The 25446-nt window shown below is 69.0% G+C and carries 25 protein-coding genes; 11 read left to right on the top strand and 14 right to left on the bottom strand.

All coding sequences use genetic code 11. The features are described 5' to 3' along the window. Window positions 1-33: 33 nt before the first annotated feature. From A4W93_RS00820 to A4W93_RS00840, 5 genes are all read right to left on the bottom strand, one after another. Complete coding sequence (locus tag A4W93_RS00820; RefSeq protein WP_085748802.1) at window positions 34-1032, bottom strand: Bug family tripartite tricarboxylate transporter substrate binding protein; 999 nt, start codon at window positions 1030-1032, stop codon at window positions 34-36. Window positions 1033-1254: 222 nt separating this feature from the next. Beyond that, window positions 1255-1446, bottom strand: coding sequence for a hypothetical protein (locus A4W93_RS00825; protein ID WP_085748803.1), 192 nt, complete (start codon window positions 1444-1446; stop codon window positions 1255-1257). A 48-nt stretch (window positions 1447-1494) separates the two neighbouring features. Next, on the bottom strand, window positions 1495-1743 hold the full coding sequence (locus A4W93_RS00830; protein WP_085748804.1) for a hypothetical protein: 249 nt from the start codon (window positions 1741-1743) through the stop codon (window positions 1495-1497). 135 nt (window positions 1744-1878) lie between these two features. Further along, window positions 1879-2802, bottom strand: a complete 924-nt coding sequence (locus A4W93_RS00835) for an alpha/beta hydrolase (RefSeq protein WP_085748805.1) — start codon at window positions 2800-2802, stop codon at window positions 1879-1881. A gap of 185 nt (window positions 2803-2987) precedes the next feature. Beyond that, window positions 2988-3593, bottom strand: coding sequence for a TetR/AcrR family transcriptional regulator (locus A4W93_RS00840; RefSeq protein WP_085748806.1), 606 nt, complete (start codon window positions 3591-3593; stop codon window positions 2988-2990). A gap of 140 nt (window positions 3594-3733) precedes the next feature. On the opposite strand from A4W93_RS00840, the gene A4W93_RS00845 reads away from it, so the two are divergent. Next, window positions 3734-5548 carry a sensor histidine kinase gene (locus A4W93_RS00845; RefSeq protein WP_085748807.1) on the top strand — a complete coding sequence of 605 codons (1815 nt, stop codon included), beginning with the start codon at window positions 3734-3736 and terminating at the stop codon, window positions 5546-5548. Here A4W93_RS00845 and A4W93_RS00850 read toward each other — a convergent pair whose 3' ends face one another. From A4W93_RS00850 to A4W93_RS00860, 3 genes are read right to left on the bottom strand one after another with little or no spacing between them, the layout of a single operon-like run. After that, window positions 5549-7240, bottom strand: coding sequence for an ABC transporter ATP-binding protein (locus tag A4W93_RS00850; RefSeq protein WP_085748808.1), 1692 nt, complete (start codon window positions 7238-7240; stop codon window positions 5549-5551). A 4-nt stretch (window positions 7241-7244) separates the two neighbouring features. Continuing rightward, on the bottom strand, window positions 7245-8261 hold the full coding sequence (locus A4W93_RS00855; protein ID WP_085748809.1) for an ABC transporter permease: 1017 nt from the start codon (window positions 8259-8261) through the stop codon (window positions 7245-7247). After that, the gene (locus tag A4W93_RS00860) at window positions 8258-9196 is read right to left on the bottom strand and encodes an ABC transporter permease (RefSeq protein ID WP_085748810.1); all 939 of its coding nucleotides are present in this window, start codon (window positions 9194-9196) and stop codon (window positions 8258-8260) included. The genes A4W93_RS00855 and A4W93_RS00860 overlap by 4 nt, the downstream gene beginning before the upstream one ends. Before the next feature lie 79 nt (window positions 9197-9275). Between A4W93_RS00860 and A4W93_RS00865 the strand changes: the two genes are divergently transcribed. Further along, the gene (locus A4W93_RS00865; protein ID WP_085748811.1) at window positions 9276-11078 is read left to right on the top strand and encodes an ABC transporter substrate-binding protein; all 1803 of its coding nucleotides are present in this window, start codon (window positions 9276-9278) and stop codon (window positions 11076-11078) included. Window positions 11079-11312: 234 nt separating this feature from the next. Here A4W93_RS00865 and trxC read toward each other — a convergent pair whose 3' ends face one another. Continuing rightward, window positions 11313-11729: a thioredoxin TrxC gene (gene trxC / locus A4W93_RS00870; protein ID WP_085748812.1), complete on the bottom strand. Its 417-nt coding sequence runs from the start codon at window positions 11727-11729 to the stop codon at window positions 11313-11315. A gap of 128 nt (window positions 11730-11857) precedes the next feature. Here trxC and A4W93_RS00875 point away from each other — a divergent pair, with 128 nt between their 5' ends. Continuing rightward, entirely contained in the window at window positions 11858-12649 is a 792-nt protein-coding gene (locus tag A4W93_RS00875; RefSeq protein ID WP_085748813.1) for an ATP-binding protein, read from the top strand. Here A4W93_RS00875 and A4W93_RS00880 read toward each other — a convergent pair. Next, window positions 12625-13137, bottom strand: a complete 513-nt coding sequence (locus A4W93_RS00880) for a flavin reductase family protein (RefSeq protein ID WP_085748814.1) — start codon at window positions 13135-13137, stop codon at window positions 12625-12627. The genes A4W93_RS00875 and A4W93_RS00880 overlap by 25 nt on opposite strands. A 55-nt stretch (window positions 13138-13192) precedes the next feature. Here A4W93_RS00880 and A4W93_RS00885 point away from each other — a divergent pair, with 55 nt between their 5' ends. Genes A4W93_RS00885 through A4W93_RS00895 form a run of 3 tightly spaced genes read left to right on the top strand, consistent with a single transcriptional unit; the run spans window position 13193 to window position 16649 of the window. Next, window positions 13193-14044, top strand: a complete 852-nt coding sequence (locus A4W93_RS00885; protein ID WP_085748815.1) for a M14 family zinc carboxypeptidase — start codon at window positions 13193-13195, stop codon at window positions 14042-14044. A gap of 9 nt (window positions 14045-14053) precedes the next feature. Then, window positions 14054-15694 carry an AmpG family muropeptide MFS transporter gene (locus A4W93_RS00890; protein ID WP_237357657.1) on the top strand — a complete coding sequence of 547 codons (1641 nt, stop codon included), beginning with the start codon at window positions 14054-14056 and terminating at the stop codon, window positions 15692-15694. A gap of 46 nt (window positions 15695-15740) precedes the next feature. Then, the gene (locus A4W93_RS00895; protein ID WP_085748816.1) at window positions 15741-16649 is read left to right on the top strand and encodes a M48 family metallopeptidase; all 909 of its coding nucleotides are present in this window, start codon (window positions 15741-15743) and stop codon (window positions 16647-16649) included. A 33-nt stretch (window positions 16650-16682) separates the two neighbouring features. Here the strand turns inward: A4W93_RS00895 and A4W93_RS30600 are convergent, their stop codons facing one another. From A4W93_RS30600 to A4W93_RS00910, 3 genes are all read right to left on the bottom strand, one after another. After that, the gene (locus A4W93_RS30600) at window positions 16683-17255 is read right to left on the bottom strand and encodes a PEP-CTERM sorting domain-containing protein (protein ID WP_085748817.1); all 573 of its coding nucleotides are present in this window, start codon (window positions 17253-17255) and stop codon (window positions 16683-16685) included. A gap of 32 nt (window positions 17256-17287) precedes the next feature. Then, window positions 17288-18769 (bottom strand): PhoX family protein, encoded by a 1482-nt coding sequence (locus A4W93_RS00905; RefSeq protein WP_085748818.1) that lies wholly within the window; start codon window positions 18767-18769, stop codon window positions 17288-17290. Window positions 18770-18932: 163 nt separating this feature from the next. Continuing rightward, entirely contained in the window at window positions 18933-19574 is a 642-nt protein-coding gene (locus A4W93_RS00910; RefSeq protein ID WP_085748819.1) for an MBL fold metallo-hydrolase, read from the bottom strand. 708 nt (window positions 19575-20282) lie between these two features. On the opposite strand from A4W93_RS00910, the gene A4W93_RS00915 reads away from it, so the two are divergent. The 5 genes from A4W93_RS00915 (at window position 20283) to A4W93_RS00935 (ending at window position 24226) form a co-directional block, all read left to right on the top strand. Continuing rightward, on the top strand, window positions 20283-21554 hold the full coding sequence (locus A4W93_RS00915) for a superoxide dismutase family protein (RefSeq protein ID WP_085748820.1): 1272 nt from the start codon (window positions 20283-20285) through the stop codon (window positions 21552-21554). Between the two features lie 712 nt (window positions 21555-22266). Beyond that, complete coding sequence (locus A4W93_RS00920; protein ID WP_085748821.1) at window positions 22267-22716, top strand: Hsp20/alpha crystallin family protein; 450 nt, start codon at window positions 22267-22269, stop codon at window positions 22714-22716. Between the two features lie 26 nt (window positions 22717-22742). Continuing rightward, the gene (locus A4W93_RS00925) at window positions 22743-23135 is read left to right on the top strand and encodes an Hsp20/alpha crystallin family protein (RefSeq protein WP_085748822.1); all 393 of its coding nucleotides are present in this window, start codon (window positions 22743-22745) and stop codon (window positions 23133-23135) included. A 16-nt stretch (window positions 23136-23151) separates the two neighbouring features. Further along, window positions 23152-23688 carry an Hsp20/alpha crystallin family protein gene (locus A4W93_RS00930; protein ID WP_085748823.1) on the top strand — a complete coding sequence of 179 codons (537 nt, stop codon included), beginning with the start codon at window positions 23152-23154 and terminating at the stop codon, window positions 23686-23688. A gap of 274 nt (window positions 23689-23962) precedes the next feature. After that, window positions 23963-24226 (top strand): hypothetical protein, encoded by a 264-nt coding sequence (locus tag A4W93_RS00935; protein WP_085748824.1) that lies wholly within the window; start codon window positions 23963-23965, stop codon window positions 24224-24226. 76 nt (window positions 24227-24302) lie between these two features. Here A4W93_RS00935 and A4W93_RS00940 read toward each other — a convergent pair whose 3' ends face one another. After that, a complete protein-coding gene (locus A4W93_RS00940) occupies window positions 24303-25412 on the bottom strand; it encodes a zinc-binding metallopeptidase family protein (RefSeq protein ID WP_085748825.1) in 1110 nt (369 codons plus the stop codon). Window positions 25413-25446 lie beyond the last annotated feature (34 nt).

The following is a 25446-nucleotide window of genomic DNA, read 5'->3' on the forward strand; positions in this document are numbered from 1 at the left end:
TATCCTACGGCCTGCCGGAACAACCCCGCCGGATCAGTCGACCTTGGCGCCGGACTGCTTCACGACCGTGGCCCATTTTTTTGTCTCGGCGGCGATGTAGGCGGCGAACGCCTGCGGCGTGTTGCCCCCGGGGATGGCCCCCTGCGACAGCAGGCGCTCCTTGACGGCGGGTGTGGCCAGGGCCTTGGCGCACTCCTGCTGGATGCGGTTGACGATGTCCGCCGGCGTGCCTGCCGGGGCCAGCAGGCCGAACCACGAGCTGGCGTCGAAGCCCTTGACCGGGCCGGCCTCGGCCACCGTGGGCACGTCGGGCAGGGCCGCGCTGCGCTGGGCGGTGGTGACCGCCAGCGCCTTGAGCTTGCCGGCCTTGATGTGGGGCATGGCCGACGGCAGGTTGTCGAACATCAGGTCCATCGTGCCGCCGATCAGGTCCAGCAGCGCCGGGCCCGAGCCGCGGTAGGGGAAGTGCAGCATGAAGGTGCCCGTCATGCTCTTGAACAGCTCGCCGCTCAGGTGGATGGACGTGCCGTTGCCGCTCGAGGCCATGTTCAGCTTGCCCGGGTTGGCCTTGGCGTACTTGATCAGGTCGGCGACGTTGCGGATGCCGTAGGCCTCGGCCTTGGCCGGGTTCATCACCAGCACGTTTGGCACGCCGGCCACGAGGGTGATGGGGGCGAAGTCCTTGATCGGGTCGAACGGCAGCTTCGGGTACAGCGCCTGGTTGATGGCGTGGGTGCCCACCGTGCCCATCAGCAGGTTGAGGCCGTCGGGGGCCGACTTGGCGACGGCATCGGTGCCCACGTTGCCACCGGCGCCGGGCTTGTTGTCGACGACGAAGGGCTGGCCGAACGCATGCTGCAGTTCGGGGGCGATGGCACGGGCGAGGATGTCGGTGGTGCCGCCGGGGGCGAACGGCACCACGATGCGGACGGGTTTCGTGGGCCAGGTGCCCTGGGAGAACACCGGCAGCGTGGCGGGCAGCAGCCCGGCGCCGGCCGCGAGCACGAGGTGGCGTCGATGCAGAGAGGTCATGGATCGTCTCGGAGCGGGGAGACGACCAGTGTGCGGCCAAACCCTGGTGTGCGGTTCCCCGGGAAATTCCGAGGGCACAGACAGAAAAGCGTGGCGAAACGGCGCGCCGAAAAAAGAAGGGAAGCGGGACAGTGGATCCGGGGACTCGCTCTCATCCACCCCGGGCTGCCCGCTCCCCTGCGGACGTGTCAAACGCGCCTGGAAACTTGCGGAAAACCGGGCTCAGCGGGTCACGTTGCGCTGGGCGACCGGCGGGGCGAACAGGGACAGCTGGGTCGGCGTGCGGTGCGTCTGCAGCACCTGGAACGCCCGGGCCGGGGCCGGTGGCATCGGGCGCACGCCGGTGGGCATCACCGGTTGGCGGGTGCTGGCCGGGTGGGCCAGCGGACGGGCTTGCGGTTGCAGAAGGGCCATGTCCACCTCGTTCGGTTCTTGTTCGGGAAGTCTTCTCGGAAGGGAAACTCAGTGGCCGACCAGCCACTGGCTGGGGGCGAATTCGCTGGGGCGGACGTCGAGCACCTGGGCCGGCAGCGGGGACAGCACCCCGGCGGCGCGGGCCAGCCAGGAGGTCACGTCGAGGCCGTGGGCCGACGGGCGCGAGGCCACGGGCTGGGCCAGGCGCAGCAGGGAGGACACCCCACCGCGGCAGCTGGGGGTCGAGCGGCGGCCGGGACGGCGGGCGCGGCGGGAACGGAGCGGGGAGTACGACATGGCAACGACGTCCTGGTCTTTTTGAAGCTGCCCGAACGAGCGCAGCTTTTGTGCCAGTGTGATTTTTGCCCGCTTCGACCCTGCCTTGCGGCAAAAGCCGCCGTTTTGTGGCGAAGTGGTAAGTCGCCGGTTACATCACTGCCCCGAATCGTCAATGCCGATCGGCCGAGTGACGTGTTCGGCCACCACGCGGAGGACTTGGGGCTCGGCCAGCACGCGCCGGTGCCCGAGGCCGCGGGTCGCGAGCCATCGGCTGCCCGCCACCTGGTCGGCCAGCCGGCGGGCCAGCATGGCCGGTGCGGCGCGGTCGTCCTCGTCGTGGACCACGAGGGTGGCGCGGGGCAGGCGCGGTGCCAGTTCGTCGGCCTCGAAGTGCTCGAGGTCGATGCCCTCGCGCTGCTCGATCAGCCGCCGCATGCGCATCGACATCGCGGCGCCCAGGCCGAAGCCGTGGGCGAACCACTTCAGCACGAGCTTCGGCGGGGGCGACGTGGCGATCAGCGCGAGCCGTTGCGCCGGCAGGCCGTGGGCCAGCGCGTGGGACGCCGCCAGGGCGCCCATCGAGTGCGCCACCACCGCGTGCAGCGGCCCGAGGCGGGCCGATGCCGCCCACAGCGCCCGGACGAACTGAGGCAGCGTGGACCGCCACCCGTCGCTGCGGCCATGGCCGGGCAGGTCCAGCAGCACCGGGTTCAGGCCCGCGGCGGCCACCGCGTCACCCAGCGCCTGCATCTGCAGGCCGTGGCCGGCCCACCCGTGGACCAGCAGCACGGTCGGGCGGCCGGGTTCGGCGTCGGCCCGGCGGTACACGGCCATGGAACCGGTCTCGAACGGCCAGCGTTCCACCCGCCAGCCGGCCGGCACCGCGAGGCGCCGGGCAGACCGTTTGGATGGGAGGGGCGTGAAAAAGAGGCCCAGCGCGGCGCGCGTGCCGAAGCCCGGCGCGAACTTCTGGACGGCCTGCAGCACCCGGGCGAGTCCGCGCACCACCCGCCCGCCGCCGTAGAAGCTGGCGATGGGGCTGGCGGCGGCCACGGCGGTGTCGGCGGCGGGGCTCAACGGAACACCTCGAAATCGGCGTTCCGGCGGGGCACGGCGCGCCAGACGCGCACGAACCAGAACATGCCCCGGGCGGCGAGCAGGATCAGCAGGAGGAAGAGCAGCGTGACCATGAATGACCTTTCGTCGCACGACCGTGCGAAACGTGGGCGACAGACGGGGCGGTGTGCCATGGCAGGGGTCTGTCAGGGGGTGGTGAAGGCGCGGATGATGCGTTCGTACGCGGTCCACGCACGATCGCAGGCGCGGGGATCGCGCAGGAAACGGGCCTCGCGCATCAGCGCGACGAACAGGCCGTCAAGTTCGAAGACGAGCTGTTCGGGGTCGGTGTCGGGGCGCAGGTGGCCGGCCTCGAGGGCCTGGTCGACCGTGCGCCGCAGCGACGAGCGCCAGTGCAGCACGTGTTCCAGCAGCAGGTCGCGCAGCGGGCCCTCGCAGTCATCGAACTCGAAGGCGCCCGAACTGTAGAGGCAGCCGGTGCGGGACTCGACTTCCCGGACCCGCTGCAGCCACAGCTGCATGATGGTGTTCAGGCGCGGCAGGCCCCGGGGCTCGCGCATGGCCGGCACGAACACGTCTTGCAGGAAGCGCTTGGCGTATTCGTCGATGACCGCCTTCTGCAGCGCCTCGCGGGAGCCGATGCGGGAGAAGACCCCGCTCTTGGACAGGCCGAGGCGCTTGGCGACCTCGCCGAGGCTCAGGCTGTTCAGGCCATCGGCCACCGCCATGTCGAGGGCGGTGTCGACGATGGCAGCCAAGGTGGCTTCGCTGCGTTCGGTGCGGGTTTCCATGCCCCTAATTTAGCACGAGTGTGCGAACATGCAAGCCCTGATTTAATGCGCCATCGACAGGGGTCGCCTTCCCGTGGTACACCCTGCTCGCAGTCGAAGCAGTCCGCATCCCGTTTCCATGCACCAACCAGGGCGACCGCATGAGCGCTCTCACTCGGCGGCACTGGCTCGCCGTCGTTTCGTATCTGCTGGTGGTGGCCCTGACGGCCGCGCTGGGCCTGGCCAGCAGTGACATCCTGTCCGCCGTGCGCGGGTACGTCGCCGGCGAAAGCCTCTGGTCCAAGGGCCAGAAGGAGGCGCTGTACCACCTCGACCGCTACGCCCGGCTCCACGACCCGGCCGACTACGCGCGCTTCGAGGCCTCTCTCTCGGTGCCCCTCGGCGACCGGATCGCCCGGGAGCAGCTCTCCAGCGAGCAACCCGACCTGGAGGCCGCCCGCGCCGGCCTGCTGCAGGGCGGCAACCACCCCGACGACATCGATTCGATGATGAAGCTGTTCACCCGCTTCAAGGAGGTCAGCTTCATGGCCGACGCCATCGCGATCTGGGCGGAGGCCGACCTGGCGATCGACGAACTTCGCCTGCTGGGCCAGCGCATCCGCGAACTGGTCGAGGGCGGGGAGGCGGACAGCCCGGCGCTGCGAGCGCTCGCCATCCAGCTGCCCCCGCTCGACGTGCGGCTCACCCAGCTCGAGCGCCAGTTCTCCGAGCGGCTGGGCGAGGCGTCCCGCCTGTCCAAGCGGCTCGTGGTGTGGACCACGCTGCTGCTGACGATCCTGCTCGCATGCGCCGGCCTCGTGATGATCGCCCGGCTGCTGAGCCAGCAGCTGGCCGCCGAACGGGCGCTGCGTGAAGGCAACGAACGCTGGGCGCTGGCGGCGGATGCCGCGGGCATCGGGGTGTTCGACTGGGACGTCGAACGCGATCGAGTGGCCCTCGACGCCCGGGCCGCCGCGATGACCGACCTGCCCGCGGTGGACACCGAGGCCGACGGTGGCCGCCTCGCCGGCCAGACGCTGCACCCGGACGACCGCAACCGCGTGCAGGTGGCCCTGCGCCAGGCCATCGACCGCGCCGAGCCGGTGGCGGTGCGCTACCGGGTCGAGCCCGCCGAGGGCGAACCCCGGCATGTCGAGTTGCGCGCCCGGGTGCGCGCCCACGGCCGCCACCCCCGCATGATCGGCATCCTGCGCGACGTCAGCCAGGACATGCAGGCCGAACGCCTGCGCCTCGACAAGGAGGCGGCCGAACGCGCGAACCGCGCGAAAGGCGAGTTCCTGTCGCGCGTGAGCCACGAACTGCGCACGCCGCTGAACGCGGTGCTCGGCTTCGCCCAGCTGATGCAGCTCGACAACGCCGAGGCGCTGCGGCCGGCCCAGGCCCAGCGCGTCCAGCACGTGATCGACAGCGGCCGGCACCTGCTGGACCTCATCAACGACATGCTGGACGTGACCAGCATCGACGCCGGCGGCGTGAAGTTCTCGGCGCAGGACGTCGCCGTGGGCCCGGTGCTCGAGCGTTGCAGTGACCGGCTCTCCGCGCTGGCCCAGGCCCAGCAGGTGCGCATCGTCCCGCAGCGGCCGTTCCCGGAGCTGCACGTGATGGCCGACCCGCGCCGCTTGGAGCAGGTGTTCATCAACCTGATCTCGAATGCGATCAAGTACAACCGCCCCGACGGCGAGGTGCGCCTGACGCTCGCCCCGGACGGCGACGACGTGGTGGCCGCGGTGCACGACACCGGCGCCGGCATGACCGAGGAGCAGCTGGGCCAGCTGTTCCAGCCGTTCAACCGGCTGGGCGCCGAGTACTCGAAGGTGGTGGGCAGCGGGCTGGGCCTCGTCATCACGCGCCAGCTGGTGACGCTGATGGGCGGCAGCGTGGCCGCCAGCAGCCGGGCCGGCGTGGGCTCGACCTTCGTGGTGCGGCTGCCGCGCGGCCGGGTGCTGGCCGCCTGATCAGCCCGGCACGACGTGCCCGCGCGGCACGGCGTCCAGCAGCTTGCGGGTGTACTCCTGCCGCGGCTTGTTCATCACTTCGTCCACCGAGGCCTGCTCCACCACCTCGCCGTTTTTCATCACCATCACCTCGTCGGCCATGAACCGCACCACCGCGAGGTCGTGGCTGATGAAGATGTAGGCGAGACCCAGTTCGTCCTGCAGGTCCTTCAGCAGGTTGAGCACCTGGGCCTGCACCGACACGTCGAGCGCGCTCACCGCCTCGTCGAGCACCAGCACCTCGGGCGAGAGCGTCAGGCAGCGGGCGATGGCGACCCGCTGGCGCTGGCCGCCGGAGAACTCGTGCGGGTACTTGGTCATCGCGCTCGCGTCGAGCCCCACGCGTTCGAGCAGGCCGCGGGCGAGCGCCTCGCGCTCCGCCGTGCCGCCGCCGATGCCGTGGATGGCCATCGGCTCGACGAGCGTCTTGCCGATGGGGAAACGCGGGTTCAGCGATGCATACGGGTTCTGGAACACCACCTGGATGCGGCGCCGCACCGGCAGCATCTCGCGGGACGACAGCGTGAGGAGGTCGCGGCCGTCGAACAGCACGCGGCCCGCCTCGGGCCCGCCGGTGGGGTCGTGCAGCCGCAGCAGCGTGAGGCCCATCGTGGTCTTGCCGGAGCCCGACTCGCCCACCACCCCCAGCGTGTGGCCGCGGCGCAGAGTGAAGTTCGCTTCCTTCACGGCCTTGAACTCCCGTCGGCCGAACACGCCCTGGCGCACCCAGAAGCCCTTCGAGAGCTTCTCGACCTGCAGCACCACGGGGGCGTCCGGGTCCTTCGGCTTCGGCGCGGCGGGGGCCTGAGTGCGGGTCTCGTCGATGGTCATCAGCCGCGCATGGTGCTGCTGCAGCGCGGGGCGGCAGGCGAGCAGCGCGCGGGTGTAGGTGTCCTGCGGGTCGGCGAAGATGCCGGCCACCGGGCCGCGTTCGCGCACGGTGCCCTGGCGCATCACCACCACCTCGTCCGCGATCTCGCCCACGACGCCCAGGTCATGGCTGATGAACAGCATGCTCATGCGGTGCGTCTCCTTGAGCCGCGCGAGCAGGTCGAGGATCTGGCGCTGGATGGTGACGTCGAGGGCCGTGGTGGGTTCGTCGGCGATCAGCAGCTTCGGGCCGCAGGCGAGCGCCATCGCGATCATCACGCGCTGCTGCTGACCGCCCGACAGCTCGTGCGGGTAGCTCGACAGCCGCCGCTTCGGCTCGGGCAACTGCACCTCGGCCAGCAGCGCCTCCGCGCGCTCGAGCGCCTCGCGCCGGCCGAGGCCCAGGTGGCGCTGCAGCGGTTCGCAGAGCTGGCGGCCGATGGTGAACACCGGGTTGAGCGAACTCATCGGATCCTGGAAGACGCAGGCGATCTCGCGCCCCCGCAGGGTCTGCAGCTCGGGCAGCGTGGCCTTCAGCAGGTCGCGGCCCTCGAAATCGATGCGGCCGGACCGCTCGGCGTTGACCGGCAGCAGGTTGAGGATCGACATCGCGGTGACACTCTTGCCCGAGCCCGATTCGCCGACGAGGGCCACGGTGGTGTTCTCGGGCACGTCGAAGCTCACGCCCACGGGGCCGCGGCCCACCGCCTCGACCCGCTGCACCACGCCGTCCTCGGCGCCGGTGCGGAAGCTCACGTGAAGGTCCTGGATGCTCAGCAGCATGGGGTCATTCCAGTCCACGAAGTTTGGGATCGAGCGCGTCCCGCAGCGCATCGGTGAACAGCGAGAACGCGGTGACGAACACCGCCATGAAGATCGTCGCAGCGGCCAGCTGCCACCAGTGGCCGAGGATCAGCTCGCTCTGGGCCTCGGACAGCATCGTGCCCCAGCTCACCTCGTCCACCGCCACGCCCAGCCCGAGGTACGACAGGATCACCTCGGCCTTGATGAAACCCACCACGTGCACCGACAGCTGCACGAGCAGCACGTGGCTGATGTTCGGCAGGATGTGGCGGAACATGCGAGAGGTGGTGCTGGCGCCGATGGCCTCGGCCGCGCGCACGTACTCGCGCACGGAGTGCTTGAGGAACTCGGCGCGCACGAGGCGGTAGATGCCGGTCCACCCGGCGAGCCCGAGGATCAGCACCACCGAGTGCATGCCGCGCCCGGCCACCGCGGCGAACGCGAAGATCAGCAGGATGCCCGGGATGGACGTGAAGACGTTGTAGACCCACTCGAGGAAGTCGCCCACCTTGCCGCCGAAGAAACCCGCGAGCGCGCCGAGCACGGTGCCGATGGCCGTCGCCACCACCGCGGCCAGCACGCCCACGAACACCGAGATCTTCGCGCCCTGCACCGCCTTCGCGAGCACGTCGCGGCCCAGGCGGTCGGCACCGAACGGCAGCGTGGCGGCGCGCTCGACGTCCGCGTGCTCGAACTGCGCGGCGCGCTCGGCCCATTCCTTGTAGCGGGGCGCGAGCGGGTCGACGTCGCTCAGGTCGACGTTCGGGCCCGTGGGGGGCGCGATGCCGGACGACTCGGTGGCGGTGGCCGGCCCCATGAAGGTGGGCGGCGCGTTGGCCACGCCGCGTTCGCGCTGCCAGTCCGCGGCCACGAGGCCCAGGGCCGCCAGCAGCACCATCACGCCGAACAGGGCCACGATCACGAGCGACACCATGCCCACGCGGTCGCGCCGCAGGCGCTTCCACGCGGAGCCCCAGATCCCCTCGACGGGGGCCGTCATTTGAGCACCACCCGCGGATCGGCGACCTTGTAGAGCACGTCGGTCAGCAGGTTCACCACCATCGTGATGATCGCGAGGTACACGGTCACGGCCTGGATCACGGGGAAGTCGCTGCGGTTCACCGCCCCCAGCACCTCGCGGCCGAGACCGGGGATCGAGAAGAACACCTCGATCAGGAACGAGCCGAGGAACACGCCGGGCAGGGCGCCGCCGATGCCGGTCAGGATGGGGATCATCGCGTTCCGCGTGACGTGGCTGAAGAGGATGCGCTTCTCGGTGAGGCCCTTGGCGCGTGCGGTGCGCACGTAGTCGTGGTCCATCTCGTCGAGGAAGAACGAGCGGTACACGCGGGTGGTGGGCGACAGCGACACGAACACCGCGAGCAGCACCGGCAGCGGGGCGAAGCGCACCAGGTTGGTCCACGTCGAGTCGCTCCAGCCCTGCACCGGGAACCAGCCGAGGCGGAACGCGAAGACGTACTGGCCGACGATCACGTAGACCAGGAACGAGATGGACAGCGCCACCGTGGTGACGATCATCACGGTGCGGTCGGTGAGCGAGCCGCGCAGGTAGGCGACCCCGAGCGCGAGCGGGATCGCGAGCACCACCTCGAGGATGAAGATGGGCACCATCACGGTGAGCGTGGCCGGCAGGCGGTTGGCGAACATCGCCGACACCGGCTCCTTCGTGGTCCAGCTCAGGCCCCAGTCGAAGGTGACCACCTGCTTGACGAAGATCCACAGCTGCACCCAGACGGGCTGGTCGAGCCCCAGCTGGGTGCGGATGGACTGCACCACCTCGGCCGAGGCGTTCTGGCCGGCGAGGATCTCGGCCGGGTCGCCCCCGAAGTACTTGAACAGGAAAAACACCAGCAGCACGACACCGACCAGGGTCGGGATCATTTGCCAGAGTCGTCTCAGCAGGTAGGCCGTCATGCGGTGGAAACCTCGGGCGGGTTCGTGAATGCGGTGTGAGTCTACGGTCTAATCCGCGGACGACACTAGACTGGGAACCATGAACCACTGGCCTTCCTTCGTTCGGCGCCTCGCTGCGGCCTGCCTGGCCGTTCCGCTGTTGGCTTTCGCTCAGTCGCCGGCAGCCACGCCGCAGAAGGTGCTGCGCTACGCGTTCCCCGCCCCCGAGACCGGCTTCGACTTCGCGCAGGTGAGCGACCTGTACTCGAACATCGCGATCTCGCACATGTTCGACTCGCTGTACCAGTACGACCACCTGGCCCGCCCGTTCAAGATCAAGCCGGCGGTGGCGGCCGCGATGCCCGAGATCTCGGACGACTACCGCACCTGGACCGTCCGCATCCGGCCCGGCACCTTCTTCGCCGACGACGCGGCGTTCAAGGGGAAGAAGCGCGAACTGGTCGCCGCGGACTTCGTCTACTCGATCAAGCGCTTCTTCGACCCGGCCCTCAACAGCCCGCACTACACGGGCTGGAGCGAGGAGCGCATCGCGGGCGTGGAGGGACTGCGGGAGGCCGCGCAGAAGGCGAAGAAGCCGTTCGACTACGACCGCCCCATCGAGGGCCTGCGCGCGCTCGACCGCTACACGCTGCAGATCCGGCTCGAGAACCCGCGCCCGCGGTTCCTCTACATGCTCACCGAGATGCCGGCCATGGCACGCGAGGTGATCGAGGCCTACGGCGACCGCATCATGGAACACCCGGTGGGCACCGGCCCGTACCGGCTCGTGCAGTGGCGGCGCAGCTCGCTGATGGTGTTCGAGCGCAACCCGAACTACCGCGAGGTGTTCTACGACGCCGAGCCCGCCGCCGACGACGCCGAGGGCCAGGAGATCCTCGCGAAGCTCAAGGGCCGCCGGCTGCCGATGATCGACCGCGTCGAGGTCAGCATCGTCGAGGAAGGGCAGCCACGCTGGCTCGCCTTCCTCAACAACGAGTTCGACATCTCGGGCGTGCCGCTCGAATTCACGAACATCGCGGTGCCCAACGGCAAGCTCGCGCCGAACCTCGCGAAGCGTGGCATCCGCATGTCGCGCGGGCTCGCGTCAGACGTCACGTTCTTCTTCTTCAACATGGAAGACCCGGTGGTGGGCGGCTACACGCCGGAGAAGGTGGCGCTGCGCCGCGCGATCTCGCTCGGCACCGACGTCGAGCGCGAGATCAGTCTCCTGCGCCGCGGCCAGGCCATTCCCGCGCAGGCGGGCGTCGCGCCGCACACCTACGGCTACGACCCGGCCTTCAAGTCCGAGAACGGTGAGTACAACCTCGCGAAGGCGAAGGCGCTGCTCGACCTGTACGGCTATGTCGACAAGGACGGCGACGGCTGGCGCGACCTGCCCGACGGCAAGCCGCTCGTGATCAAGTACGCCACCACGCCGGAACAGATCTCGCGCCAGATGGACGAGCTGTGGAAGAAGAACCTCGACGCGCTCAACATCCGGCTCGAGTTCCAGATCCGCAAGTGGCCCGAGCAACTCAAGAACGCGCGGGCCGGCAAGCTGATGGTGTGGCAGCTGGGCTCGTCGTCCACCACCCCGGACGGGCAGGACGCGCTGCAGAACGCCTATGGGCCCGGCGCCGGCGGGTCGAACCTCGGTCGATTCAAGCTCGAGAAGTTCGACGAGCTGTACCGCAAGATCGACCACCTGCCCGACGGGCCGGAACGCCTCGCCGCGTTCGAGGAGGCGAAGAAGCTGCTGGTGGCCTACATGCCGTACAAGTTCGCGGTGCACCGGCTCTACACGGACCTCACGCAGCCGTGGGTCTACGGGTACCGGCGGCCGCTGTTCTGGCGGAACACGTGGCACCTGATGGACATCCTGCCGCACCCGGAGAAGAACTGAAAAGAAGCGATGTCATCCCGGCGGAGGCCCACTGCTGTCCGGGGAAAAGCGAGACGACCTTGAAACACTCGTCATCCCGGCGAAGGCCGGGACCCACTGGGGGCGTTGAGCGTGCGTGGCATCGAGTGTTCTGGCGTGGAGTGTTCTCTTCGGGAGAGGCCGCGCCGGGTCTCGGCCCGGCAGCCGACCCACTTTCTCACGCGAGAAAGTGGGCAGTGATGCTCCCCCGCTTCGTCAGCGCGTCGACCACGCCACGATCTGCGCCGCTCCCGTCGCCCCCGGCTGCCGCTTGACCTCCTGGCCCTTGTCCAGCTTCACGAGCGTGGGGATGCTGCGGATGCCGAAGCGTCCGGCGGTGCGAGGGCTCGCGTCGCTGTCCACCTTCACGAGCACCGCGCGGCCTTTCAGCTCGCGTGCGGCGGCCTCGAACTGCGGCGCCATCTGGCGGCACGGGCCGCACCAGGTGGCCCAGAAGTCGACCACCACGGGCAGTTCGCTGCGCGCGACGAAGGCGTCGAAGTTCGAGTCGTCCAGTTCCACCGGGGTGTCGGGCAGCAGCGCCTCGCCGCAGCGGCCGCACACGGGCGACTCGCCCAGGCGTTCGTCGGGGACACGGTTGGTGGTGAGGCAATGGGGGCAGGCGACGTGCATGGCAGGGTCCGGAAACTGCATTGTTTTGGCAGATGCCGCCACCCGGCCGGATTTCAACCACTCGATCGGCGGGGTGGACGCGTTTGCGGGCCGGGCATAGCATGATCCGGGTCAGCGAGGAGACCCTCATGCCGATCCAGACCCGCCCGCAGACCTCCGTGCCGTCGCCCGATCCCATGTGGCTCTCCGACGGTGCACCCGCCCCGGCCCCCGCCTGGCGGCCCTCCGTCGCCCGGCCTCCGGTGCTCCAGGCACCACCGAAGCTGCTGGCCAAGGTGGGGGAAGCCTTCGCCACCTCGCTGGCCGTGCTGCAGGATCAACTGCGCAACGGCGATCCGCATGATTTCGAAGCGGGTCTCGCCGAACTGGCCCGGCTCGAGAACCTGGGGCTGCAGGTCCAGCAGTTGGCCCGCATGATGAGCCACGATGGCACGCAGTCGGCCGAGGCCGTCGACCTGGGCGACGCGCTGTCGCGGGCCATCGCGCTGTGGTCGCCGTCGGCCGCGGCCCGTGGTGTCACGCTGAGCCAGCCCGACGAGACCACCGCCCGCGTGCAGGTGGACCCCGCGGTGCTCGAGCAGCTGCTCGACCTCGCGATCGAGCTGGCGCTGGAAGCCGGCGATTCCCTCGTGGTGCGCGTGCGGCCGCAGCCGGCATCGCGCCAGGTGCTGCTGCTGATCGACGTGCATCACGGCGGCCCCATCACGTCGGCGGTGTCGGGGGATACCACCGACGAAGGTGCCGACAACCTGCGCTGGCTGATGCTGCACCAGGTGGCACGCAGCGGCGGCATCGGCGCGCGCCGTGAACACTCCGGCAGCATGCTGAGCGTGGCGCTGACGTTCCCGCTGGCCGCGCTGGGCTCCTGGTACGGTCCGGCGGAGCCGGCCGCCGTTCAGGAGATGGGCAGCTCGGTGTAGTACCGCCCGCCGTGGAAGATCAGCGGCAGCGCGCCTTCGCGCCGCTCGCAGTGTTCCACCTCGCCCACGAAGATCACGTGGTCGCCTTCCTCGTACTGGCTGCGGTTGAAGCACTCGAAGCGCGCGGCGGCGCCTTCCAGCAGCGGCACGCCGCCCGCGCCTTCGCGCCAGGGGAGGCCCGCGAAGCGGTCGATGTCCTTCGTGGCGAAGCGCTGGGCGAGTTCCACCTGTTCGGCCGCGAGGATGTGGATGGCGTAGTGCGAGCCGCGCGCGAACACCGGCATGGAGCCGGCACGGCGCGACAGGCTCCACAGCACGAGCGGCGGGTCCATCGACACCGAGTTGAACGAGTTCGCGGTGAGGCCCACGACCGTGCCGTTGACGTCCCGGCCGGTGACCACGGTGACCCCCGTGGCGAACATGCCCAGGGCCTGTCGGAACTCCTGGGGTGAAAAGCTGGTGGACGGGACGCGGGTCGGGCGGATCATTCCGCCATTGTCCGCGAAGGTGGAAATCCGGCGCACCCCCCTACACTCGCGGGCCATGAATGCCGGATTCGTCACGGTTCTCGCGGTGTGCCTGCTGTCTGCCGCGGGCGCGGCCCGGGCCGACCCCTGCGCCGACCTGGCGCGCCGCCTCCCGAACGTCACGCCCGCGCTGTGCCGCGACGCGGCGCTGCAGCCGTCGGGTGCCCGTTCGGTCCAGGGGCGGCCGCTGTGGCAGCGCGACGTGCTGGTGCCCCCCATCCCGGGGGTCGAGGCGCCGCGCCGCCGCCGGGTGCTCGTGATCGGCGGCATCCACGGTGACGAACTCTCGTCGTCGGGCCTCGTCTTCCACTGGATCGCCCGGGCCGGCGAAACCCCGGCCGGCATGGACTGGCGCTTCGTGCCCGCCGTGAACCCCGACGGCCTGCTGCTCGCCCGCCCCACCCGGGTCAACGCCCGCGGCGTGGACCTCAACCGCAACTTCCCCACGCCGCGCTGGGACCAGGAGGCCGCGAAGTACTGGATCGAGCGCACCCGCCGCGACAAGCGCCGCTACCCCGGGCCGAAGGCGCTGTCCGAGCCCGAGAGCCGCTTCGTCGTGGACACCATGGCGTCGTGGAAGCCCGACCTGATCGTGAGCGTCCACGCGCCGTACGCGGTGCTCGACTACGACGGCCCGAACGTGCCGCCGCAGCGCCTGGGCCGCCTGTACCTCGATCGCGTGGGCATCTTCCCCGGGTCGCTCGGCCACTACGGCGGCGTGCACAAGGGCGTGCCGGTCGTCACCATCGAGTTGCCGAGCGCGATCCGCACGCCCAACGACGCGGAGATGCGGCAGATGTGGGTGGACCTGCTGCGCTGGGTGGGGGAACGCATCGAGTTCGCGGGGCCTCCCCGCGCCGCCTCCTAGAATCGGGCGATGACCGACACGACCGCCCGGCGCCCGATGCCCCCGATGCAGTCCCGCGCGCTCGTGGCCTGGCGCCTCGCCGTGGTCGCCGTGCTCGGCTTCGCGTCGGGCCTGCCGCTCGCGCTCACCGGGCAGGCCATGCAGGCCTGGCTCAGCGGCGAGGGCATCGACGTCGCCACCATCGGTTTCCTGAGCCTCGTGGGCCTGCCCTACACGTTCAAGTTCCTGTGGGCCCCGCTGATGGACCGCTTCGAGCTGCCGTGGCTCGGCCGCCGCCGCGGCTGGCTCGTGCTCACGCAGCTGGGCCTGGCCGGCGCGCTGTGGTGCATGGCCGCCACGTCGCCATCGGACGCCACGCGCACCTTCGCGCTGCTGGCCGTGCTCGTCGCGTTCGTGTCGGCATCGCAGGACGTGGTCATCGATGCCTACCGCACGGATTTGCTGCACGCCCACGAGCGCGGCCTCGGCTCGTCGCTCAACGTGCTGGGCTACCGCCTCGCGATGATCCTGTCGGGCGGCGTCGCGCTGATCTGGGTCGATCCCACGCAGGGCGGCGGCTGGACCTGGCCCGAGGTCTACCGCGTGATGGCCGGGCTGATGGTGGCGGCCGCGGTGATGTCGGCGGTGGCGCTGCCCCGCCTCGTGACCGCGCCGAAGCCCGTCAGCGTCGCTGCGCACGACCTCGCGGGCTTCGCCTGCGTGGCGCTCGCCATCGCGGCGGGCTACCTGCTGAGCGCGGGCCTCGGCGATGCGGCGTCGTCCAACCCGTGGGTGGCCCACGGCGTGGTGCGGCCGGTGGCGTCCGCGGTGCTCGACCCGTGGCTGTCCACCACCACGCTGTCGGCCGCGCTGCGGGCCAAGTGGGTGGACCTGCTCACGCTGCTGATCGGCATCGCCTTCACGCTGCCGCTCGCCACCTGGGCGGCCCGTGCCGCGAGGTTCGAGACCCTGCTGGGCGGGCTGCGCAGCTACTTCGCGCAGCCGGGCGCCGGCGCCTTCCTCGCGTTCATCGTGCTCTACAAGCTGGGCGACGCCTTCGCCGGCTCGCTGATGACGCCGTTCCTGCTCAAGTCGATGGCGTTTTCGCCGGCCGAGTTCGGCGTGGCCAACAAGCTGATCGGCCTGTGGCTCACCATCGCGGGTGCGCTGCTCGGCGGCGCGCTCATGTTCAAGCTCGGCCTGTGGCGGTCGCTGATGCTGTTCGGGGTGCTGCAGATGGCGAGCAACCTCGGCTTCTGGTGGCTCGCCGAAAACGGCAAGGGCGTGATGCCGTCGCTGCTGATCCCGGCCTTCGACCTCGGGATCGTCTCGCTCGCGCAGGCCACGCCGGTCGACGGCGGGCTGCTGATGGTGATCGCGTTCGAGAACCTGTCCGGCGGCATGGGCACCGCGGCCTTCGTGGCCTTCCTGATGAGCCTGTGCAACCAGCGCTTCACCGCGACGCAGTACGCTCTGCTGTCGGCGTTCGCGTCCGTGGGCCGCGTGTGGGTCGGGCCGCTGGCAGGGGTGCTCGCGGAGACCATCGGCTGGCCGGTGTTCTTCCTCGTGTCCACCGTGGTGGCCTTGCCCGCGTTGCTGCTGCTGGGGTGGTTGCGCCGCCCGGTGGAGGCGCTCGAGGTCGACCCCGACGCGCCGCTGGCCGACGACTGACTGCCCTATCCTGGAACCACTGAAGCCCTGCACGGGTCCACGCACCATGTCCTCTTCAACCGATTCCGCCGAGTTCGACCTGACCCGCTTCCGCCACATCGCGGGCTGCACCTGCGCGTTCCACGCGCGGCGCCTCTTCACCGGCGCGCTGCTGGCCACGGGGGCCGGCGCCGCGCTGGCGCGCGAGGGGGTCGACGTGGGCAGCCAGTCGCAGTTCTCGAAGCTCGTGTCGGCCGAGCAGGTCGAGACGGCCGCGCTGCAGGAGTACGGCAAGCTCAAGGCCGAGGCCCGCGACAAGAACGCGCTCGTGCCCGAGAGCGACCCGCAGATGGCCCGCCTGCAGTACATCGCGCAGCGGCTCATCCCGTACACCTACGAGTGGAACCCGCGGGCGCGCGAATGGAAGTGGGAGGTGAACCTGCTCAACTCGAAGCAGGTCAACGCCTTCTGCATGCCCGGCGGCAAGATCGCCTTCTTCACGGGCATCCTGCAGCAACTGCAGCTCAACGACGACGAGGTCGCGATGATCATGGGCCACGAGATGGCCCACGCGCTGCGTGAACACGCGCGCGAGCGCATGGGCAAGACGGCGGCCACGCGCGGTGCCATCGAGATCGGCGCCGCCATCTTCGGCCTCGGCAGCGGCGGGCGCATGGTCGCCGACCTCGGCGGCCAGCTGCTCACGCTGCGCTTCGGCCGTGAGGACGAGTCCGAGGCCGACCTGATCGGCATCGACCTCAGCGCCCGCGCGGGCTACGACCCGAAGGCCGGCGTGACGCTGTGGCAGAAGATGGCGGTGGCCAGCAAGGGAGCGCCGCCGCAGTTCCTGTCGACCCACCCGTCGGGGCCCACCCGCATCAAGGACATCCAGACGGCGCTGCCGCAGGTGCAGCCGCTCTACGCGCGGGCGCAGAAGCCCCCGCGCCGCTTCGAGCCGATGGCGGCCGCGAAGTGAAGCCGGGCGCCTCCCGGCGCCCGGACACTTCCATCAGGCCGCGTTGCGGCGGCGGCGGGCCATCGCGCCCATCACGCCGAAGCCGGCCAGCAGCATCGCGACCGCGCCCGGTTCCGGCACGGCGGCCGTGATGGCGAACGTGTCGCCCACTTGCGCGCCGGCCAGGCTCAGGGTCCAGTCGGTGCCCGTGCCGAGCGGGGCGCCCACGTAGAACTCCGTGGTCAGCGCCGGCGAGAAGGTCGCCCACAGCTGCTGCGCGTTCCAGCCTTGCGAGGCGATGGCCTGGAAGCCGTCGGTGGCGAGCGTGCCCGGGGCCGAGAACGTGGCGCCCGACAGCGAGAACACCAGCTGGTCAAAGCCGAGGCCGGAGAGGTTGCGCACGAGGCTGTTGAAGTTCAGCCCGCCGGTGAGGTCGGCGGCTTCCACGGTGAAGTTCAGCGTCACGGCGCCGGCGCTCGTGAAGTCGATGTCGAACCACAGGTTCGACGCGTCGCTGTACGAGGTCACGGTGGCGGCGCCGGTGGCGCCGTCGAACGTGGCGGCCTGCGCGGCACCGGCGGTGGCGAGGGCGGCGGCGAGGGAAACGAGGAGTTGGCGGAGTTTCATGAGGGTGCTTCCTGGAAATGCGGGGAGGGGGATCACAGCGTGCCGTTGGCCCACGGGCCGGTGATCGCGAACGTGATGCCCGGCGTCTGGATGTTCACGAAGAGGTAGCGGCCGGTCGGGTCGAAGCAGGCGCCGGCGAATTCGTTCGTGACGTGGTTGCCGGCGAGGCCGGTGTTCTTGCCGGCGGCGGTCAGCTGCGCCGCGCTCAGGTTGACGTTGTTCTTCGCGAAGATGAACGTGTCACCGTTCGGGCTCAGGCCCATCAGGCGCTGGCCCAGGCCGAACTCGTCGTTCGCGGCGTTGGACGCGTCCTCGCAGATCACGATGCCGCCGCGCGGGCTCACCGTGATGTTGTCGCCCATGTTGCCCACCGAGGCGCCGGACGTGGAGTAGATGCAGGTCATCACCTGGGTGGCCAGGTCGAGTTCCCAGATCGCGCCGAGATTCACCGTGCCGCCCGACGTGTCCATGAGGTAGATCTTGCCGGCGTGGTACCACATGCCTTCGCCGCGGTTCATGCGCAGGCCGCCTTGCTGCCAGCCCTGCACGAACGGGCCCGCGGCCGACGTGATGACCTGGCCGTTGAGGCCCGTGGCGTTGCCGCGGTTCTGGTCCGGGTCGGCGATGGTGATCCACTCGAGCGCGTAGGTCTGGTCCAGCTGGGCCGGCGCGACGTTCACGTTGTTCTGGCCGACGACCTTGGCCATCTGCAGCGTGCCGCCCTGCACGAGCGAGCCGAGCGCGCCCTGCGTGACGTTCGGGATGTAGCGGTAGAAGCCGGACTTGCCCGACGAATCCTCGCTCTGGTAGACGATGCCGGTGGCCGGGTCGACGGCGACGGCCTCGTGGGCGAAGCGGCCCATGCCGACGATCGGCTGCGCGCTGGTCTGGGCCGGGTCGGCGGCCACCTCGAACACGTAGCCGTGCTTGCGGCCCTGCGTGCTGGCGGCGTCGGAACCCACTTCCTCGCAGGTCAGCCAGGTGCCCCAGGGGGTCGGGCCGCCGGCGCAGTTCGTGCGGGTGCCGCCGAGGCTGGCGGAGACGCTGACGAACTCGCCGTCGCGGAACACGACGTTCGTGTTGCCGCCGGCCGAGTACTGGCTGCTGGACGTGCCGGTGTCGTAGACGGCCGGGGCGCCGAAGAACGAGGAGCCCGTGGTGCCGCCCAGTTCGTGGTTGCGGACCAGCACGAGCTCGGTCGAGCGGCCGACGCGGCGGCTGCGCACCACGGCCATGCCGTCGTGGGCGCCGGGGCAGGCGTGGCCGTTGGTCATCAGGTCGCCCGTCCAGCCGAAGCTCTTGTACGAGAAGCCGGCGGGCAGCTTCAGCAGCGGCAGGCCGGTGGTGAGGTCGTTGACCGGGGCGATGTCGCCGTACGGGCTGGCGATGCGCACGGTGTTGCCGGCGGCCATCGCTTCACGTGCGTGCAGGGCGGCGAGCGCGGAGATGAAGGGCAGGGCGGCCGTGCCCTTGAGCAGGCTGCGGCGGACGGGTTGGGGGGTGTGGTCGTTCATGGTGAATGGCTTCGTGCTGCTGGGGGAGAAGGAACCGCGGCCATGGCGAACGCCACGGCCGGATCGGCGGGTTCCGTTTATCCCAACAGGGGGTGAAGCGCCCATGAACGGGCGTTCGGCATGCCATGTGCCGAACGGACCGGTGGGTTTTCCCGCGGTGTCGTCAGGTGCCGCGCACGTACGGGTTCGAGCGGCGTTCCTCGCCGAAGGTGCTCTCGTCGCCGTGGCCCGGGATGAAGGTCACGTCGTCCCCCATCGGCCACAGCCGCTGCGTGATCGAGCCGATCAGTTGGTCGAAGTCGCCCTGCGGGAAATCGGTGCGGCCGATGCTGCCCGCGAACAGCACGTCGCCCACGAACGCGCGGCGCGACGTGGGCTCGAAGAACACGACGTGCCCGGGCGTGTGGCCCGGGCAGTGCCGCACCTGCAGCGTGCAGCGGCCCACCGTCACCGTGTCGCCGTCGACGAGCCAGCGATCGGGCTCGAAGGTCTCGGCCGGCGGGAAGCCGAACATGCGGCTCTGCTGCGGCAGCCCGTCGATCCAGAACCGATCGCCCTCGTGCGGCCCGGTGATGGGCAGGCCGCGCTCGCGCGCGAGCTGGCCGGTGCCACCGGCGTGGTCGATGTGCGCGTGGGTCAGCCAGATCTGCTTGAGCGCGAGGCCTTCGGCCTCGGCGAACGCGAGCAGCCGGTCGATCTCGCCGCCCGGGTCGATGACCGCGGCCTCGCGGGTCTCGTCGCACCAGACGATGGAGCAGTTCTGGTGGAAGGTGGTGACGGGGAGGGTCTGGTAGCGGAACGGCATGGGCGCCACTGTTTCTTCCGAACAAAGATTCAAAACTGCAAACATAGAACAAAATTCAGCCGTTCCTGGCGTACAGCCACACGAACAAAGTTTCAAACACGGTGAAGCAGACCAAGTCCCTCGGTCTTCCAGGTGGATCCGGAGCTTGGGGGCGGACGCCCCCTGCAGTTACCAGCGCGACCAGTCCGTCATGGCCACCCTCAAGCGACTTAGCAGTGATGCCCTTCTTCCCTCGCTAGCCGATATGGGAGACAAGGCTGAGCAGGACTTGTTTGCCTTGGAACCCGCTTGGGGCAAAGCCGCCCATTTTTTCCGTACTGGCCTCCGCCTAGGTCACGGAAAACAGTCAGTTCGCTGCATGTCGTTGTGGCAAGTGCACCAACTGCTCGATGTCTTCAGAACGCGCTTTCAGGCAGGTGACACGTTCGCGCTGCTTCAAGCTGTCAGCATGTGTGCAGAGGAAAATTTGCCCCTGCCCGAATGGCTAGCAAACGAAGTCCATTCCCGCGTCACGAAGTTTGGGCGGCCTGGCGGCGCGGGCTCGTTGGACGAGGTTTTCTCAAGTCCCGTCATTCCGACTTCCACGCCAAGCAAAGCGGCTCAGGCACGATTGGACTGGCAACTTGGGGGGCAGATGTGGTCCGACGCTTGGAGCATCGCGCTTGCCGATGACTCGATCAAGTCGATGGATCAGCTGGTACCGGTGCAGTGCACATCCAGTTGGACGTCAACGGGCTGTCTGCGGGGCCGCATGGCTTCCACGTCCACACGAACGGTGTTTGCGCCCCAGGCCCCGACGCCGCCACCGGTCAGGTCGTGCCGTTCGGCTCGGCCGGTGGGCACTTCGATCCCGCCGCCACGCGAAACCACGGGCGTCCGGACGACCCCCTCGAACATGCGCACGCCGGTGAACTGCCAAACGTGGTGGCGGACGGATCGGGCCGGGCCGTCACGCACGCCGTGAAGCGCGGCGTCACGCTGCAGCCCGGCAAGACCTCGATCATGGGGCGCACGCTGGTGGTCCACGCCGAGGCCGACGACTACACCACGGATCCCGCGGGCAACTCGGGGGCCCGCGTGCTGTGCGGTGTCGTCGAGCCCGCTTCGCACGGTGTCGTGAAGGCCCGCACCACGCTCCGCGGGAGCAACGTGTTCCCGGAAGGCATTGCGGTGGACCCGCGCACGGGCGATCGCTACGTCGGTTCGACGAGGGAAGGGCACCTGTACCGCTTCGTTGCCGGTGGCACGGAAGCCGAGATGTTTCAGGCGGGCGGGTCGCCAGGACGACAGAGCGCCTTCGGCATGAAGGTCGACGAACGGGGCCGGCTGTGGGTTGCCAGTGGGCCTAACGGTACCCTCGCCGCGGTGGACCTCTCGACCGCGACCACCCGCTTCGTGCTGAAGGTCCCCCCGGGACAGCAGGCTTTCCTAAACGACCTCGTGGTGTCTGGCGGCAACCTGTACGTGACCGACTCCTTCCGGCCCGTTATCTATCGCGTCGACCTCAATGCCACGGTTCCGACGCTTGAATCGTGGCTGGACCTCAATGCAACGCCCGTGCGGTACCGTCCCAACGAAGTGAACCTCAATGGAATCGTCGCGTCCCCCGATGGCCGGTGGCTGTTGGCGATCCAGCTGGCAACCGGGCAGCTGTGGCGCATCGACGTGCGCAGCCGCGCTGTGACCGAGGTCCGCGTGGAGGGAGGCACGCTGCTGCATGGCGACGGGCTGATTTTGCGCGGCGCCCGCGAGTTGTTTGTGGTGCGAAACGAGGAGGCCGAAGTGGCGCGGGTGGAGCTCGCGACGGATTGGGCCACTGGTCGGATCGCGCAGCGCTTGCACGACGTCCGCTTGCGATATCCCACTACGGCCGCACTGGTGCCTGACGGGCTGCTAGTCGTCAATGGTCAGCTCGACCGACAGAAGGAGCCACCGCCCCTGCTGCCATTCGACGTTGTGACGCTCGATCTACCGCGGTGAGTCTGATTCACACGCCGGGCGTGTGTGCTGAGCGCAGTCGCCAAGTCGACCGTGAAACACGAACGGGCGATGCCTGCCAGGCCGCGCTGCTATTCCCCATGCGCCTGGGCAGCAGAAATTACTGTTCGAAGAACTGAGCCGGTCACTAGCGCGGAGCTCCCGACCGGACGGGCGTTTTGTCGCGGCTCACCTCGCGGGTCCCGTGATCGCCCGACTCGAACGGTTGTGGGAGCCCCCGTCGCGCCTTAGAGGGATTTTGTGCCTGCTACTCCGCCCCGGAGGCTATCCCTCAAACGCTTTTCTTGCTGCAACCGACGGGGCCAGCAGGCGCCACCTTTCCCGGCTTGCGAGGTCTCGGGCAAAGTCCTCTGCGTGCTCGAGGGCCAGTCCCTTGTCGAGCTTGATCAACTCATCAGAAACAGCGGCGATCCAAGTTTCGTCGCTGAGCACGCCGTGTTCATCTGTAGGCGTCATAACGGACCTCCGTCTCGCCTACCCGCATGATCGGATATTTCTGTGGCAGCCATGTGGCTGGCCCGTTCTCATGCGCTTTCCACGGCCCAGGGCGCGATGAACAACGCGCGCCTGACTGGCGAGTGCACAGATTCTAGGCAAACAAAAAAAGCTCTTGAAAAGCTTTTGGCATGCCCCTAATTCGGGATCGGCCGGCCCAAGCGCGGGCCGGCGAACACCACTGAACGGAGATCAAGCCATGTTTCATTCATTGCTGACCCATCCGAACAGCCTGTTCGGACAATTCGACCGCCTGCAACGCGACCTCGACGAGCTTCTCGGGGCCGCAGCGCTTCCGACCAGCATTCGCTCGGTCGCCGGCGGAACTCTGCCTCAGATCAATGTCGGTCATACGCCGCAAAGCGTGGAGGTGTACGCCTTCGCGCCGGGGCTGGACGCCGACAAGATCGAGGTCACGCTGGACCGCGGCGTGCTGCGCCTGGCCGGCGAGCGGGCTCCGGCCGCTTCGGACGGCGAGCGTACCCGCTTTCACGCGCGTGAGCGCGCGAGCGGACGCTTCGACCGGACCGTGGCGCTGCCCGACGATGTGGACCCGGAGAAGGTGACGGCGAGCTATCGCGACGGCGTTCTGCAGGTGAGCATCGGCCGGCGGGAAGCCGCGCAGCCCAAGCGCATCGCAATCCAGTGATCCACAGCCAACGAGGAGCCGACATCATGAACAACGAAGTTTCTCAAATTGACAAGCCGCAGGCTGCCGGGGACTCCGCCTCCACCGGTCGGGCCATGACCCCCGCCGTCGACGTCATCGAGGACGACAGCGGCATCACGCTGCGGGCGGACATGCCCGGCGTCCCCCGCGACCAACTGGAGTTGCGCGTGGAGGGCGACACCCTGCTGATCGAGGGCAAGGTGCAACCCCAAGCTCCGGCCGGGCTGGAAGCCGTCTATGCGGAGTTCCGGGCCTCGCGCTTCCGCCGCACGTTCACGCTCAGTCGCGAGCTCGACTCGGCCAAAGTCGACGCCAATCTGAAGGACGGCGTGCTGACGCTGCGGATTCCGAAGCAGGCGCATGCCCAGCCCAGGCGCATCGCGGTGAGCGCGGCATAACCAGGAGGCCGAAACCATGACGAACCTTGCAACGCAACTGAAGCATGGCGCCGGCCAAGCCTGGGAGTCGCTGACTGAAGGGTGGCGCGAGCTCAGCGGCCGTGCGGGCGGGGCGCTGACGCGCTTCTGGGCGGACTCCGATGACTCAGGTCGCGTCTCGGAAACGCGGGATAGCCACCCGCGCGGAAGCGACAACTTGCCCCCCGTGCCGCCTGCGCGCTGGTCTTTCATGGCGGTCGACCTGTACTGGTCGCAGGGCAAGTTGGTCGTACGGATCGAGGCTCCGGGCATGGCCCGCGAGGACTTTCAGGTGGAGATGAGTTCGCCGGAGACGTTGAGCGTGTTGGGTCGAAAGCGCTATGACAGCGAGCGATCCAACAGCGCCGGCGCCATCATCCAGTGCGCGTATGGCACGTTCCGTCGCGACATCGTGCTTCCTGTCGAGGTGGACATCGATCGCGCGAAGGCCACGTATGAGGCCGGCGTGCTGCGCATCGAACTTCCTCGTTGCGAACCGCTGTCGAGCCGACGCATACCCGTACGTGTCAGCTGATTGGGAGAAACAGCCGACGCCTCCCGGCCCTCAACAGGTGCCGCGAGGCGCTCGGCCGAGCATGCAATTTCGTTCTCAACTGCCCCGACGATTCGGAAAGGAGCTGAATCATGGCAAACACATCGACGAACCCCGCCAAGGCCGCGCGTCCGCCGAGAAAACAGCGCTTCATGTCGAACGCTCAGATCCAGGCATACCTCCTGGCCCGTGAGGCTGTGCGACGCGCGTGCAATGCCGCATGGAGCGGCAGGAAGGCAACGCAGGAGGGCGCGAGATGAGCAGCATCACCTGCTACCGCGTCAGGGTGCCCGAAGGCCGCCGCCTGTCCGGGTTCACGACCGCAGGCCAGCGGGTCCCCATCCTGCCGGGCGAGTACCTCGCGCACCGCGTGGAACCCAAAGTGCCATGGCTTGCAGCGGGGGGCATGCTGCGATTCGTGGGGGCAGACGGCCGCGATCGCGACGTTCACGTCCCCCTGCCTGAGGCAGACGACCTCAGCGAGGCGCTGAGCGTGGAGGTGGAGCCCGTCTTCCAGTGAAGACGCCGTGCAGTGGGCGCGCGGGGAGCGGCTCCTTCTTGTGCGGCGGCTCGACGGGCGGGCCATCGCGCCGATGTCAGGCTGTACAGGCGTCGGTGGGCAACCGGACGTCGCCCGCCGGCGCCGACTTCGAACTGCAATAGGCGCACACGACTTGGTGGATGAATTCCAACTTGTGGATGACCGATGGCGGGACAACAAACGGGTAGGCGTCGTGAACCCCCATGCTTCGGGCCATCGCATTGACGAACTGCGAGATGGGCAACCATCTGTCCACCAGCGCCTGGCCCACCGTGCTCGGGTCTGGATCGCAGCCGAGCGCTGATGCGCGGACCGGAGGCGATCCTGGCAAGGCGTTGTCGAGCTGCAGGCCCCACGCGGCGGCCGTCTCCAGGCCGTCCTGCAAGTGCATGTAGTGCGCCCAGCACTCGGCCCAATCTTCCCAGGGGTGCGAGCTCGCATAGACGCTGACGAACTGGTCCTGCCAGTCGGCCCTCGGGGAGTCGTAATGCTGCTTGAGCGCCGTCTCGTAGTCGGCGCGCTCGTCGCCGAAGAGCTTGCGATAGCGGGGCAGCCACTCGGTGTTGTCGATCAGCACGTCCCAGTAGTAGTGCCCCACCTCGTGCCGAAAGTGCCCGAGCAGTGTCCGATAGGGCTCGTGCATCGCAGCGCGCACCTTCTCGCGGTGTGCGTTGTCAGCTTCGGCGACGTTCAGGGTGATCACCCCGCTGTCGTGGCCCGTCAGCACACGTTTGCTCGGTTGGTCTTCCAGGAATCGGAAGGCAAGACCAAGCGTGGTGTCCTCCGTACGGGGCACGACCGGCAGACCCATCGACAGGAGGCTGTAGACCATGCGTCGCTTGGACTGCTCGATCGTCGCCCAGTGCAACAGATTCTGCGGTTTGTCGAGGGAGGGGAGGATCTGCGTCGTTCGGCAGCTGACGCAGTGCACATCGCCCGACTCCGCGGGGACCATCCAGTTGCACACCTGGTACGACGTGTAGTTGGCGCACGGCCTTTGGGCAGGGCGATCCGACAGTCGGGACCAGACGCCCTCAGCAGTGACCTCAAACGCTCCCATGCCCAGCTCCGACGGCACGAAGCCGAGAGATGCGCCGCAGTTTCCGCAGGTGACGTTCTCGAAGAAGACGCGCACGCCACAGCGTTCGCAATGCAGTGTTTTCAATTCGCTTGCTCGCAGTGAGTTCTGGACGAACGCC

This window comes from Piscinibacter gummiphilus (assembly GCF_002116905.1).
Classification (GTDB): Bacteria; Pseudomonadota; Gammaproteobacteria; order Burkholderiales; family Burkholderiaceae_C; genus Rhizobacter; species Rhizobacter gummiphilus.

Excerpts from the sequence above, each read along its gene's own strand:
- A4W93_RS00820 (WP_085748802.1), bottom strand. The coding sequence starts at position 1,032 with ATGACCTCTCTGCATCGACGCCACCTCGTGCTCGCGGCCGGCGCCGGG.
- A4W93_RS00825 (WP_085748803.1), bottom strand. The coding sequence starts at position 1,446 with ATGGCCCTTCTGCAACCGCAAGCCCGTCCGCTGGCCCACCCGGCCAGC.
- A4W93_RS00830 (WP_085748804.1), bottom strand. The coding sequence starts at position 1,743 with ATGTCGTACTCCCCGCTCCGTTCCCGCCGCGCCCGCCGTCCCGGCCGC.
- A4W93_RS00840 (WP_085748806.1), bottom strand. The coding sequence starts at position 3,593 with ATGGAAACCCGCACCGAACGCAGCGAAGCCACCTTGGCTGCCATCGTC.
- A4W93_RS00845 (WP_085748807.1), top strand. The coding sequence starts at position 3,734 with ATGAGCGCTCTCACTCGGCGGCACTGGCTCGCCGTCGTTTCGTATCTG.
- A4W93_RS00850 (WP_085748808.1), bottom strand. The coding sequence starts at position 7,240 with ATGCTGCTGAGCATCCAGGACCTTCACGTGAGCTTCCGCACCGGCGCC.
- A4W93_RS00855 (WP_085748809.1), bottom strand. The coding sequence starts at position 8,261 with ATGACGGCCCCCGTCGAGGGGATCTGGGGCTCCGCGTGGAAGCGCCTG.
- A4W93_RS00860 (WP_085748810.1), bottom strand. The coding sequence starts at position 9,196 with ATGACGGCCTACCTGCTGAGACGACTCTGGCAAATGATCCCGACCCTG.
- A4W93_RS00865 (WP_085748811.1), top strand. The coding sequence starts at position 9,276 with ATGAACCACTGGCCTTCCTTCGTTCGGCGCCTCGCTGCGGCCTGCCTG.
- trxC (WP_085748812.1), bottom strand. The coding sequence starts at position 11,729 with ATGCACGTCGCCTGCCCCCATTGCCTCACCACCAACCGTGTCCCCGAC.
- A4W93_RS00875 (WP_085748813.1), top strand. The coding sequence starts at position 11,858 with ATGCCGATCCAGACCCGCCCGCAGACCTCCGTGCCGTCGCCCGATCCC.
- A4W93_RS00880 (WP_085748814.1), bottom strand. The coding sequence starts at position 13,137 with ATGATCCGCCCGACCCGCGTCCCGTCCACCAGCTTTTCACCCCAGGAG.
- A4W93_RS00885 (WP_085748815.1), top strand. The coding sequence starts at position 13,193 with ATGAATGCCGGATTCGTCACGGTTCTCGCGGTGTGCCTGCTGTCTGCC.
- A4W93_RS00890 (WP_237357657.1), top strand. The coding sequence starts at position 14,054 with ATGACCGACACGACCGCCCGGCGCCCGATGCCCCCGATGCAGTCCCGC.
- A4W93_RS00895 (WP_085748816.1), top strand. The coding sequence starts at position 15,741 with ATGTCCTCTTCAACCGATTCCGCCGAGTTCGACCTGACCCGCTTCCGC.
- A4W93_RS30600 (WP_085748817.1), bottom strand. The coding sequence starts at position 17,255 with ATGAAACTCCGCCAACTCCTCGTTTCCCTCGCCGCCGCCCTCGCCACC.
- A4W93_RS00905 (WP_085748818.1), bottom strand. The coding sequence starts at position 18,769 with ATGAACGACCACACCCCCCAACCCGTCCGCCGCAGCCTGCTCAAGGGC.
- A4W93_RS00910 (WP_085748819.1), bottom strand. The coding sequence starts at position 19,574 with ATGCCGTTCCGCTACCAGACCCTCCCCGTCACCACCTTCCACCAGAAC.
- A4W93_RS00920 (WP_085748821.1), top strand. The coding sequence starts at position 22,267 with ATGTTTCATTCATTGCTGACCCATCCGAACAGCCTGTTCGGACAATTC.
- A4W93_RS00925 (WP_085748822.1), top strand. The coding sequence starts at position 22,743 with ATGAACAACGAAGTTTCTCAAATTGACAAGCCGCAGGCTGCCGGGGAC.
- A4W93_RS00930 (WP_085748823.1), top strand. The coding sequence starts at position 23,152 with ATGACGAACCTTGCAACGCAACTGAAGCATGGCGCCGGCCAAGCCTGG.
- A4W93_RS00935 (WP_085748824.1), top strand. The coding sequence starts at position 23,963 with ATGAGCAGCATCACCTGCTACCGCGTCAGGGTGCCCGAAGGCCGCCGC.